Raw genomic sequence first — 12,265 nt, forward strand, 5'->3', positions numbered from 1 at the left:
AAAACACAGTTTAGTGCTGAAGATAAAACGGCTTATACCAATATGGATGATTCAGTTTTTAGCTTTACTGCCAAACAGCTTCGCCAATTTTCTGCAGGTAGCCAGCAACCACCAGCTACACCACAGACACAACAAACACCAAGTGTAAATCCAGCATTTGCTCACTTGTTCACTCATCAAGCTAATCCGGGGCAGGGTAACCAGTCTACTAACACTGATACTCACAAATTCACTTCTGGTGCACAAGCATTCGCAGAACAAAACAAGGGGAAATAATTCATGAGCCAGGTTATTCCAAAAATTACGGTCCAGTCTAAAAAGCTGGTCCTAGACAATGAAAAGTTACGACGTGCCAATGCCAAAGTAACTACCGCTACAGCCTATAAAAAAGGCGACTTACTTACACTTTCAGATGCGAATGTACTCACACACGCTACTGATGAGAAAACATGGGATGTGATCTGCGGCCAAGACGTTACAGCTGCAGAAGCCACAATCAAGGCCGCTGATGGAATTGAAATTCCGGTCTACTACGGCGGGGTTTTCAGTATTGAAGCAGTATCGCTTAATGGGACTTTGCTTGCTGCTGAAGAATATGATGCAGCGCGTGCACAGGCAACTAAAAACAAAATCGAACTTTCTAAGGTGTAAACAACATGCCACAGTCTTTTAATATTGAAGGTGCTCCACTTGAACTTCTTGATGTGGGTGAGCTGGCACTGATCCACTCGAATTACCGTCCAATGGACACATGGCTTTTAGATAAGCTTTTCCCTAATCGCCCGTTATTCACGCGTGATGATGTGCCACTGGCTGAATTATCAGCTGAACATGATCTGGCACCACTGGTATCACCGCAACAGCCTGGTAAGCCATTTGATACTACTCAATCTGGTGAAGTACGCCACGTTAAACCGGCTTACTACAAGCCAAAGAATCAGGTCAATCCGGCAGAAACTTTTGAAATTGCCTTGCTTGAGCGTTTACGTACTGCAGGTATCATCTCAACTGGTAACCAGCGACTATCTGAGCAAGAGCAAATGATCATTGCTCAAATCTCAGTGATGAAGCGCAACCATGATGCGATTGATAACTCAGTCATGATGATGGCTATCGATTTACTGAAAAATGGTAAATACACGCTTCACTCAGATGATTATGAGCTCAACCTGGTGGATTACCGTCGTGATGCGTCTTTGACATATACGCCGTTAACCAAGTGGAATGAAGCGGGTGCCAAGCCTGTAACGGATATCCGCACCATGCTTGAACGTCAATTGGCTGCTGATGGTGGTGAAGCTAAGCTATCTGTTATGTCTGGCTTGGTTTGGGCAGCTCTCTGGAACAATGAAGAGTTTAAGAAAGAGTTCATCACGCCGTATGCTGGTATTTCTGTTCCAGTTAATCCAAGCTTTGGTGTCAAAGAATCTGCGACATTCAAGGGTACTTTTGATGGAATTGAATTCTGGGTGTATGACGCAACTTACCGTAACAAAGGTCAGGTGAAGCGCTTTATTCCTAAGGATTACTTCTCATTGATCTCCGATACCAATGGTTCAGTAGCTCACTGTAAGATCAAGAACATGCTGGCCAACGGCGTTGCTCAACAGTACTTTGACCGTCAATGGTACTGCGAAGATCCAAGCGGCATTATGCTGATGACTGAATCTGCTCCACTGGTTGTGCCGTCTAATAAGAACGGTGTCGTTGGTGGTACTGGCTTTATCACCCTATAAGGAGCAAGACATGCCGAAGTACACAGCAAAACAATCCATTGGGCATTTTATGCCAGGTGATGAAATCAAAGGGCTTGAAGCTAAACAACTTCAGGCCCTTTTAGCATCTGGGGCTATTGAAGAATATCAAGAGCCGGAAGAACCTAAGGCAGATGGTACTGCTGCACGTTTAGCTGAACTTGAAAAAGCCAATACTGAGCTAACAGCAGCCAATGAAGCCTTAACCAAAGCCAATCAGACGGCAACTGCTGACAAGACTAAAGCCGAGCAAGAAATTGCTGAGCTTAAAGCCAAGATGGCTGAACTTGAAAAGGCGAAGCCTGCTGCAAAACCTAAAGCAGACCCAAAGCCTGCTGACGAAAACAAGTAGGTGATCTATGTACGCGACTAAAGCTGATTTAGTCGCTCGATTTGGTGAAAACGTACTTAACCTTGCGCTCATGTTTCCTGCTGATGTTTCAGATCCATTAGAAATTTCTTTGCAGGATGCTTGTGAGGAGGTGGACGGATATCTAGCAGTACGTTACCCATTGCCCTTGCCAAATGTACCTAATAATTTGAAGCGACTAGTGTGTGATATAGCACGCTATAAACTCCATTTTGAAGCAGCGCCTGAGGCAGTTGAACTACGCTACAAGATGGCGATAGATTTCTTAAAGGGTGTACGGGATGGCAAAAACTCACTGGCAATTTTAGATACCAGTAACCAAATCAGCGACGACCAACCCAAAGGCAGACCATCAACAGCACCCATCGGTACAAGTTACACCGGTGGTGTATTTGGTGATGCCACTTTAGACATGATGCCCAGTATGAAGTGAGGTGTTTATGGCTTTTGCAATAACCATTCAAGCCGATAGCTCACCTATTGAAGCAGTGCTTAACCAATTAGGTAACTTTGATTCGCTAAAGAACCAGTTGTTTGATGAGATTGGTGCTGGGCTTGTGAATAGTATTCAGCATCGGTTTTTAACCGGTACTGGTGTGGATGGTAACCCATGGAAGGTTTCATGGAGAGCCAAGCTGCAAGGACGTAATGGTGTGGGCGTTGGTGAAACATTGCGTGATACTGGCCGCCTCATGAATTCCTACACACACAATGTTCTTTCAAGCGGTGTGGAGGTGGGTACAGATGTGGCGTACGCACCTCATCTGCATTATGGCGCAACAATCCTACCTAAGAATGGCCAATACATTACTTTTGCAGTGGGTGGTCAATATCGGAAAGTTAAGCAGTCGATTTTACCGCCTCGGACTCAACTCGGTCTTGATGCAGAAGATGAAGCCATGGTTTTAGACATTGTCGGGAGTTTTATAGATGAGCACCTTCTTCGCGGTGCGTGATGAGATTGCAGAGAAGCTGAAAGAGATTCCAGAATTTCTAAAAATCTACACGCCGTTGAATTCAGTCAGCGTGACAGAGATGTCACAGGTCACTCCGTCAGCACATGTCAATTTTGTCCGTATAGACAAGAAAGCTAGTGCAGGTCGTGGAAGCATCAACCAGATCGGCCAGCAATGGGCGGTCACGGTGGCATGTCGCAATGCTCAATCTCAGATGACCGATGGTCGGGCGGTAAGTGATGAAGCGGGGCTTTTGACTGAAAGAGTTATTCAGCTTCTGTCAGGCTGGCAACCTTTGGCATCACGTACAGCACTGGATTTTATTTCGGTACGAGATGGGTATAGTCCAGGCTTTGCATATATCACGATTATCTTTGAATCACAGAAATTCATTTAGGAGCCAGTCATGGCAAAACAATACAAAGCATTACAGCCTGTCGGTCGCTTTCAAAAAGGCGATGTAGTCGGCGGGCTTGATGATGCACAAATTAAAAAATTAGTGGCAGATGGCGTGATTCAGGAAGCACCTGAACCTAAAGCAGCTCCAGCCAAGAAAAGCACAGGGGATGAAAAGTAATGGCTAAGAACAACTATATTTCTCTACATGGTAAGTTCTACCTGGCAGAAATTGTGAATGGTGTTGCTGGTGCAATGCGCCATATTGGTAACGTGCCCGAGTTTGAGTTAGAGATCGGTGCTGATGTCATTGAGCATCAGGAATCAATGTCTGGTAAGCGAACTACCGATTTCACCATGATTACTACCACATCAGTCAACTTCTCCGGGCAGTTAGAAGAAGTTACTCCTGAGAACCTTGAATATATCTTGTCAGGTATGAATCATACTGTGGCAACTAAAACCGAAACAGATGTGTCTTTAGGTACTGTAGTCGCGGGTCAAGAAATCAAACTTGATGGCTATAACCTGAAAACCGTTTCGTTCAAGGATTCAACCAGCGGGACAGCCAAAACGGTCGATCTGGAAAGCTACACACTTGATGCAAAGTTTGGCACAGTGATTTTCCATGATGTGGCTGACTTAACCATGCCAATTCTGGCAAGTTATGAAACTGGTGCTGTAACTCGTACTACTCTGGCATCAGACTTTGAAAAAGAGTATCAGCTCTTCTTTAAGGGAATTAATACTGCAAACGGTGAGCATGTGGCTGTAACGCTATGGCGTACCAAGAAGTCACCAGAAACCACTTTCCCATTGATCCATGAAGAACTGGGTCAGTATGAAATTTCAGGTCAGGCTTTATCGGATGTGACTAAAGAATCAGATCCAGCATTAGGTCTATATGGCCATGTTGTGACAATTCCAGCAGCCGTCTAACAAACACAGGCACAAAGAACTCCACGGCGCATTAGCGTCTTTTTTTGTGCCTGTGTTTTTATCAATGTTATAATTTAGGCAGAATTATAAGCATGGGCGAGAAGATGGATATAAACAAAGAACTACTCATAGAGGCGATTGAGTTGCACCTAAAAGGTCAGCCCTTGGATTGTGAGTCACTTAATCAGATTGCTGAATATGCGCCGTTAGTCAGTGAGCAATTGGTTAAATCTTATGGGGTAAGTCGCGGTGAGTTTCGTCAGTATGTTGGTCAGCGCGGTAAAATTGAGATTAATGAATTAAAAAGTGCGATATTAAAAACCGTACTATCACCAATCAATCCCTCTACTGGAAAGCCTTACTTTTATGATGTGAATGGGTGAGAAAATGAGTAAGGAATCAGCGTGAGTTGGTTTCTTTTTTAACGACATTCTGTGTCATATATTTTTTCTAATCTATTGAACAAAAATGTAAAGATGTTAAATTACAGCAAATGCTAATATAGCATTAGTGATAAATCCATAACATTAAATAGGGGGTGAGTATCATGTCTAATGAAACAGAATACACATTCTCTTTATATGTTAGAGGTATAAAGCTTAAAGAAATTAACCCTCTTGATTCAGCAAAGTTATTAGAATCTTTATGTAAGTTGCTAGGCTCTAAGAATCTTGTATGGGGAGATGTAAAAGAAGGATCGGCAGACTATTGCGTCAAGTTTGACTATCAGTATTTTGAAGAGAAAATCGCAAATTTTCACAAATCAGTTAATGATGAAACTGGTGCTTATAAAACAATTACAGAATTTTTAAATAAATACCCAAAAGCAAGTACATTGCTGCGTTACAAGACCTCTGCTAATGATGAATATATAAAACTATATGACTTTAAGAGAAAGGAAGAAGGATTTCTTTTTACTCAACAAGAGGCTATTCGTGGCCGGGTAATTGGACTTAAAGAGGGGAGTGATAAGACTGATCACATCCAAGTTCAAACAATAGCAGGAAAAAATGTTAGTGTTGCAATATCACCAGCCCTGTCGATGAGCTTGGGTAATAAATGGCGTACACAACATCAATTGCAGTTCATTGGTAAAGCAAAATATAGATATAGAAGTTATGATGATCTAGAGCTTGTTGAGTTCACTGCTGATAATATTCAAGAAATTGAAGATGGAAATATTTTAGACTGGATTAATGATTTCAAGGATGCTGGGGATAGTGGTTGGAATGAGTTTGACGACCCTATAGCAGAATGGCTTAAGGAGCGTCATGAGTGATTGTTGCTATTGATAATAATATTTTGATTCACTTGGTTTCTGATAGGGCTGTACATAACAATTTAGAAACTTTCTTACATCAGAATAGTGCAACGTTATTAATTCCAACTCCTGTGATTGCTGAGTTTACAGCGCACGATTTTAATAAGCGTCGCATGCAATTATTGTCATACGAACACAATAAAGTCCTCACTGGTATCTTTGATAAAAAAGCCGCTTTAATTTGTGGAGAGTTATCCAGTAAGCTTCACAAAGACATTCTTAATAGTGATAAACAAAGAGTCAAAGTTGACTTGCAGATAATAGCGATCGCGCTTTCGAATGGTGCTGAAATATTACTGTCCGAGGATAAAGGTGTTCTTAGTTGCGTCAAAAATCTTGAATTAAATTTAAAAGTTTTTTCAAGAAATGAGTTAAAAATTGGATTAGATTTATTTGATAATATTTAAAGCACAAGCCACTCTCCAGAGAGGTTCTTTAGTGCTTGAAAAAGCAGCAATTTATAGTATAAGTTGAATATAAAATAAGTTATGAGGTTGCCATGCCTGAGTGGTTAGATTTTAGATTAACTAAAATAGATTGTGCTTATAGAGAGTTTCCAAAACTGAAGTACTTGTCTTTGCTTTATTCCGCATTGGTAATTTTGTCAGCGATTTTTTATATACCTGTTTTAAAATTGGCACATAGTTTTAATTATTTCGGGAATTATCCGCTTCAAAATTTTATTTCAGAAAATATAAGTTGGTTATTCTGGGGGCAACTTGTTATCCCAGTGGTACTTGCTGTATTTTTTTATTGGGATGTCTCAGGTCGCCATGATGAAAAATATTTGAAGAAACATGGCCAGTTGCCAAAATGGGTTAGATGAAACCAAACCTCCTTCGGGAGGTTTCTTTTTATCTATTTAATTAGTATCTTGTTTGTTGATAATTTTAAAAATCACGGAATTATAATGGCAAACTTAATTATACATGCTGGTGACTTCACAAAGGGTAAGGGCTCAATCACTATATTGGGTGGGGTTTTTACAATTTCTGCACCATGGGCGGCAGGTGATGGTTTTTCTGGTAATGTTCAGTCATTTTCCAGTGTCGAAATTGAAGAGATAACTGTAGCAACTGAAGAAAATGTAAAAAGAATAGGTGGTACAGTCGGGTGGGGTGTTGCTGGTGCAGCACTGCTAGGCCCAGTTGGTTTGCTTGCGGGCTTGTTGCTTGGTGGTAAAGGTAAGGATGTCACGTTCATCTTGAAGTTTAAAGATGGGCGAAAAATGCTAGCCACCACTGATAGTAAAACGTTTACTAAGTTAGTAGCCATGGCATTCTAATAAATAATCAGATCAAAAAAGCACCTTAGGGTGCTTTTTTAATATCTAAAATTTTTCTCAGGACCCCATCATGAATGATTTTTTCTTAGCAACAAATCGCAGCATCCGGATTAATGATATCGAAGTCCGCCAGATCCAGATAAAAGACTTTGACACCTGGGCAATGCATGCTGAAGTTTTGAAAAACTTCATCAAAGACCAAAATCATTCAGATGAGATTTTGACAGGGCTATTCAAGGCTCACGGCGTGCAAGTCATTTCGACTATTGGCTGTGTTACTGATCTGGACAATGAATCACTGGTGGAACTTGCTACTGATGAACAGGGATTTAAAGATCTACTTAAAGCGGTGCTTCTGGTCAATCAGGCTTACTTCAAATACGAAAAACCAAGGCGCAGTGTTAAAAAGCCAGCTACAGAATCCACCTGGTTTGATTCATTTCAGTTTCTGGTATCAATGGGCCATCAGCATAGCGAAATCATGGAAATGACCTACGGCGCATTCCAGGGCTATATCAAGGCAGCAAACAAGCTGTACAAGCAGGGAATCTTCAACTCTGCTATTGCTGGACGTGTAGCGCAGTCCGATAAAAAAGGCTTTGAATCATTTAAAAAAGAAATGGTCTCTGATTGATCAAGCATCTCCCTAAAGTTATGATGCGTAAATAACTATTTAGGGGGTTAGTGTGAAAAAATTATTATTAGCTTTATGTTTGGTGTCGGGGTTCGCGTATGCAGAAAGGACAACCACTAGCATCCGCACACCATCTGGTGATCTAGTAAAAATCGGGGATAGCCATCAGGCACTTAAAAGTAAACTTGAGCTAGGTAAGCCGAAATTCTACGTCCTGGAAGATGGAAGACTTCACTGTGCAGCTACCGAATATGTAAAACAGGTAGATTTACAGGAGTACACCGTCATTTTATGCCGAGACAGAATTGTGAAAATCTTATGGCGTAATATTTAAGAGGGATGCCGAATGAAATACTTAATCATTGGTCTTTTAGTTTTGGCATCCGGTATGTTTTATTTTATGCATCAAAGCAACAAGGCATCAGCTGAAAGACTAAAACAAGCTGAGATTGCTCACCAGCAAAAATTAGAGCAGGAAAAGATTGATGCTGCAAACGCTGCCAAGTCTGCTGCAGAAAAGAAAGCTCAAGCTGAATTAGATCGCATTAAGCTTAATGAGGCTAATCAAAAGGCAGAACAGGATAAAGAGCGCGCTCAAATTGAAGTTGCCGCCCAAAAGGTTAAAGATGGCTTAATAGATTCCGATTCAGCTAAATTTAGAAATCAAAAGGGTAATTGTGGTGAGGTAAACGCCAAAAACAGAATGGGTGGATATACAGGCTTTTCGCGCTATATCTACTTCCCAGAAGATAAGAGTGTAATCATTGAGTCTGATGCAAAAGATGCAATATTTACACCTCAAATAATGGACAGACTTTGGTCTTCCAAGTGTAGTTAACAAAAGCACCTTCGGGTGGTTTTTTAGTACCAAAAAAGCAAAAAGCCCGTGACTCGTAATCATGGGCTTTTTTGTTTCCAACCCAAAAGGATTAAAAACCATAAATGAGCGACAAGGATAACAAATTTTCATTAAAGTTTCTAGGAGCAACAATGGAAGCAATGAACTTAAAACCAGAGAATTTTGTGAAAGTATTTTGGCACTTGGCCTTTATTGCAGTTTTTATAATGGCTGCATCTTTCCTGATACAGGTCGCCAAATTTTACTTAGGAATGTAATTGTGAATTCAACTAAATAAAGCCGACCCAATAAGAGGTCGGTTTTTTTATATCTGCTGCGCCTCTAGGCGCTTTTTTAGTACCTAAAATTTAGAGGTCAGCATGTCTGGTAAGAATTTAACATTTAAGCTGGTGATGGATGCGGATACAAAAGCTTTTGTTTCCAATATGCATCAGTCAGAGAAAGCAGCAAAGGATGCATTTGCAGCACTTAAGAATGGATCAGCCAGTGTTGTAGGTGATACCAATAGTGCAACAAAAGAGGTAGATCAGCTTGGCAACCAATCTCAAGAGACAGCTCAACAAGTAAAGCAGCTTGATAAAGAATTAGAAGCAACATCACAAGAGTTACAACAAACAGAGCAGGCTTCAAAAGATGCGTCAGGGGAGTTGCAGGGCTTAAAAATCGGCTTTAATGCTCTAACCGGGGCTTTAGCTGCTCTCGGTATTGGCACCACGGCAATGGAAATTGCACAGACTGCCGATGAGTATAAAAACCTATCTGGTCGTCTATCAATAGCAATTGGAGAGCATGGCAATCTACAAAAAGCCATGGATGATGTTAAAAATGTCGCCATTAATACCAACTCTAATTTAACCGCAACTGGTGATCTATATTCTCGACTAACCAAGATTGGCCAAGAGATGAAGTGGCCGCAAGAACAGGCGCTTTCTTTAACTGAAACAATTAACAAAGCCATTCAGGTGGGCGGTGGATCTGCCGCATCCAATGAAGCAGCTATTACTCAACTTAACCAAGCATTAGGTTCAGGTGTACTTCGCGGTGATGAATTCAACTCGATCATGGAGCAGTCGCCACGATTAGCTCAAGCGTTGGCTGATGGGCTTGATGTAACCACCGGTAAATTGCGCGAAATGGCTGGTGAGGGGAAGCTTACAACTGATGTTGTAACAAAGGCTTTATTAAGCCAAAGCGAAGCAATTAGTGCTGAATTCGCTAAATTCCCCACAACAATCGGTGCATCAATTGAAAATCTTAAAACTGCATGGACGGTTTATATTGGTGAGGCGGATGCTGCTACTGGTGCAAGCTCTAAAGTTGCAGAAGCTATTAAGTTTGTTGCTGAAAACTTGGATACGATTGTCTCTACGTTGATGTTGGCTGGTCAGGCATTTGTAGCATATAAGGCTCTAAACATCGGTCTAATGTTCTTGGATAAAGCGAATAGCGTTAAAGCTGCATCATTAGCTATTACTCAAGAAACCACCTCGGTTGTAGCCAATACGCAGGCGCAAATAGCGAACGCTAACGCAACTAGAGCAACTGCTGTGGCTAAAGGACAGTTAGCAACATCTGCAGCAACAGCTACTGCCTCTGCTGGTACAAGCCTAATGGGCTTGGTAGGCCGTCTAGGCACCTTGGGTATTGCTATTACCTCACTCGGTGTGATGGGTGTGGTTGTTGTCGGCATGCTTACCCCACTCGGAGAGTGGATGGGTGAAGCTGCCGCAAAAGCAATGGGTTATGGCGAAGCTATTGAGAAACTAGAGAAACAGCAACTTCTCGAAGCAGCTCAAGCTAAAGTGGCGGCCGAAATTAAGGCAGAGCAGGCAGCTGCCGCAGAGAAAGCCAGAGATAAGACCTACCAATTAACAGAAGAATCAAAAAAGCTTATTACAGCGTTTGATGAGTTAATTAAAAAAGGCGAGTCAGTAACCGATTCACTCGAAAAGCTTCAAGATGCTTTGGTGTTTGATTCCACAAAAGGTATTAATGATTCAGTAACAGCCCTGGTGGCACTTGAGCAGCAGGGAAAGATAACCGCTGAACAACTCAAGGTATCGCTTAAAGCTGCAATGGCAACTGAAGACCTTGTGGTGTTCTCAGCAAATGCAAAGGCTGCTTTTGCTGGTACTTCTTTTGAAGCTCAGAAGATGGCACTCATTGCTGAACAAGCAATGATCTTGGCTGTGGAGCGTACCGGATATAGTTTCGAGCAACTCCAAGGAAAAGGGTCGGCAGCATCAAGATCACTAATAAATGATATTCAAACCATTATTGGTAGTCTTGATGAACTAAAGCGCCAAGGTCTTGATACCGCTTTTGCACTCAACCAATCGATCAGCAAGGCAGTCAATGGTGCTGAAACTATTCAGCAACTTGGTGCTATCCGAAGCCAAATCAACAGCCTTAAGAGTGAGCTTGGTGAAACTGTAGTGAATGGGCTTTTGCAGCAAGTGGAAGCTCAGGCATTCAATATTAATCGCCAACTTGATGAGATGACAGCAGGCGTCAACTCTGTAAATGAGGCCTTTTCGATATTTGGTTTGCGGTCTCGTGATGAAGCCAAAATAATAGCTGCTGAATATAAAGCGGCATATGAGGTTTTGCTTAAAAGTGGCCAGGCTTCAACTGATCAACTTCAGCAAGCATTCAGGAAATATGCCGATGTAGCCATTCAAGCTAATGGCGGTATCGTGGATGGTTTCACTAGATCTCAAGCCTCAGCTTTGGATTTAGAGGTTCAGGTAGATGAGACTGGGAAAACTGCGATCAAATCCATGGATGAATGGGAAAAAGCGAATCACCGTGTCAGAGACTCTGCGCGCGGTATCGGTGATGGCTTCCGTCATGCAGGTCAGATCGCACGGGAAGAGGCTAAATCTTCAACCGAAGCCTGGGCTGATGCAGTCAATAAAGCTAAAGGTGATTTCAATAAGGAAATGAAGCGACAGGGCGATGCATTAAGCAAGGGCATTTATGGCTATGACTCATACACCAGAGATGAAGTACTTTCCGAGCTGAAAAGTAAGGGGTATAGCGATAAGGAAGCTCAAAAACTGGCTGGTGATATCTGGTCCAAAGCGATGGCAGCTGATCGGGATGCCAAGGCTCAAGGACTGGGTAAAGATGGTAATCCAGCCATGAAAGCATTGATCAATGCTGAATTTGATCGGGCAGCCGCTAATGGTCTGACCACTCAGCACGGAACCAACAAGATCAATGAATTGCTTCGCTCTATCAATGTCGCTTCAACTGGTTCCAGTGGTTTAAGCGACTATGCGCCGTCTATTCCGTCAGTACCATCTGTCAGAGACACTAATCAGCCTGCCAAAGAAGTGACCTATAACTTTGACTTCAATGGCAAGCAGATGAAATTTAGCGGTCCTGCGGGACAGGAATCCTTAATGAATGAACTTGTGAATCAATTAAAAATACAGGCGAAATCCACATGAAGCTTATTCGCTTAAGCACATCAGAAACCGTCCCATTAGAGGACGGTTTTTTATGGCCTGATGAATTTTCCTGGAAGGCCATTGAGCAGAATCAAGCCTATGCCATGGATGGCACTTTGATCATTCAGGAAGGCAAAAAGAAGTCGGGCCGACCAATCACATTAGAGCCAGCAGATCCGCAAATGGGCTGGATCAAGCTGCGTGAACTACGGACTGTCTTGGAGTGGTCCAAGCTGCAGGGTGAGAATTTCAAACTGCAGTTTGAGCAACCACATGATAGCCGGCAATTCACCGTC

At 42.2% G+C, this 12,265-nt stretch carries 18 protein-coding genes and 1 pseudogene; all 19 read left to right on the top strand.

The window, feature by feature from the left end; genetic code table 11:
* A pseudogene (locus VXP95_RS14290) lies at positions 1–276 on the top strand (hypothetical protein); the annotation flags it as partial.
* Between the two features lie 3 nt (positions 277–279).
* Positions 280–651: a hypothetical protein gene (locus tag VXP95_RS14295; RefSeq protein WP_034171155.1), complete on the top strand. Its 372-nt coding sequence runs from the start codon at positions 280–282 to the stop codon at positions 649–651.
* Positions 652–656: 5 nt separating this feature from the next.
* Positions 657–1,736 carry a major capsid protein gene (locus VXP95_RS14300; protein WP_416712275.1) on the top strand — a complete coding sequence of 360 codons (1,080 nt, stop codon included), beginning with the start codon at positions 657–659 and terminating at the stop codon, positions 1,734–1,736.
* Between the two features lie 10 nt (positions 1,737–1,746).
* Entirely contained in the window at positions 1,747–2,106 is a 360-nt protein-coding gene (locus tag VXP95_RS14305; protein WP_416712276.1) for a hypothetical protein, read from the top strand.
* Positions 2,107–2,113: 7 nt separating this feature from the next.
* A complete protein-coding gene (locus VXP95_RS14310; protein WP_191730652.1) occupies positions 2,114–2,557 on the top strand; it encodes a gp436 family protein in 444 nt (147 codons plus the stop codon).
* 7 nt (positions 2,558–2,564) lie between these two features.
* Positions 2,565–3,080: a phage virion morphogenesis protein gene (locus tag VXP95_RS14315; protein ID WP_191730651.1), complete on the top strand. Its 516-nt coding sequence runs from the start codon at positions 2,565–2,567 to the stop codon at positions 3,078–3,080.
* A complete protein-coding gene (locus tag VXP95_RS14320; RefSeq protein WP_191730650.1) occupies positions 3,055–3,477 on the top strand; it encodes a hypothetical protein in 423 nt (140 codons plus the stop codon). The genes VXP95_RS14315 and VXP95_RS14320 overlap by 26 nt, the downstream gene beginning before the upstream one ends.
* Positions 3,478–3,486: 9 nt before the next feature.
* Positions 3,487–3,657, top strand: a complete 171-nt coding sequence (locus VXP95_RS14325; RefSeq protein ID WP_416680563.1) for a hypothetical protein — start codon at positions 3,487–3,489, stop codon at positions 3,655–3,657.
* Positions 3,657–4,415 (top strand): hypothetical protein, encoded by a 759-nt coding sequence (locus tag VXP95_RS14330; protein WP_416712277.1) that lies wholly within the window; start codon positions 3,657–3,659, stop codon positions 4,413–4,415. The genes VXP95_RS14325 and VXP95_RS14330 overlap by 1 nt, the downstream gene beginning before the upstream one ends.
* A gap of 92 nt (positions 4,416–4,507) precedes the next feature.
* Positions 4,508–4,798, top strand: a complete 291-nt coding sequence (locus VXP95_RS14335; protein ID WP_416680560.1) for a tape measure protein — start codon at positions 4,508–4,510, stop codon at positions 4,796–4,798.
* A 164-nt stretch (positions 4,799–4,962) separates the two neighbouring features.
* Positions 4,963–5,694 (top strand): hypothetical protein, encoded by a 732-nt coding sequence (locus tag VXP95_RS14340; RefSeq protein WP_416680558.1) that lies wholly within the window; start codon positions 4,963–4,965, stop codon positions 5,692–5,694.
* Positions 5,691–6,143 (top strand): type II toxin-antitoxin system VapC family toxin, encoded by a 453-nt coding sequence (locus tag VXP95_RS14345; protein WP_416680556.1) that lies wholly within the window; start codon positions 5,691–5,693, stop codon positions 6,141–6,143. The genes VXP95_RS14340 and VXP95_RS14345 overlap by 4 nt, the downstream gene beginning before the upstream one ends.
* Positions 6,144–6,235: 92 nt before the next feature.
* Positions 6,236–6,562, top strand: coding sequence for a hypothetical protein (locus VXP95_RS14350; protein ID WP_416680555.1), 327 nt, complete (start codon positions 6,236–6,238; stop codon positions 6,560–6,562).
* An 84-nt stretch (positions 6,563–6,646) separates the two neighbouring features.
* Complete coding sequence (locus VXP95_RS14355) at positions 6,647–7,021, top strand: hypothetical protein (protein WP_416680553.1); 375 nt, start codon at positions 6,647–6,649, stop codon at positions 7,019–7,021.
* Between the two features lie 70 nt (positions 7,022–7,091).
* Positions 7,092–7,655: a hypothetical protein gene (locus VXP95_RS14360; RefSeq protein WP_416680551.1), complete on the top strand. Its 564-nt coding sequence runs from the start codon at positions 7,092–7,094 to the stop codon at positions 7,653–7,655.
* A 346-nt stretch (positions 7,656–8,001) separates the two neighbouring features.
* Entirely contained in the window at positions 8,002–8,493 is a 492-nt protein-coding gene (locus tag VXP95_RS14365) for a hypothetical protein (protein ID WP_416680549.1), read from the top strand.
* A gap of 104 nt (positions 8,494–8,597) precedes the next feature.
* Entirely contained in the window at positions 8,598–8,771 is a 174-nt protein-coding gene (locus VXP95_RS14370; protein WP_171255725.1) for a hypothetical protein, read from the top strand.
* A gap of 102 nt (positions 8,772–8,873) precedes the next feature.
* The gene (locus VXP95_RS14375) at positions 8,874–11,969 is read left to right on the top strand and encodes a tape measure protein (protein WP_416712278.1); all 3,096 of its coding nucleotides are present in this window, start codon (positions 8,874–8,876) and stop codon (positions 11,967–11,969) included.
* On the top strand, positions 11,966–12,265 hold a 300-nt coding region (locus tag VXP95_RS14380; protein ID WP_416712279.1), incomplete at its 3' end, for a hypothetical protein. The genes VXP95_RS14375 and VXP95_RS14380, both read left to right, overlap by 4 nt.

Origin of the sequence: Acinetobacter sp. 226, assembly GCF_048147925.1 — a bacterium.
GTDB classification, from domain to species: domain Bacteria; phylum Pseudomonadota; class Gammaproteobacteria; order Pseudomonadales; family Moraxellaceae; genus Acinetobacter; species Acinetobacter pecorum.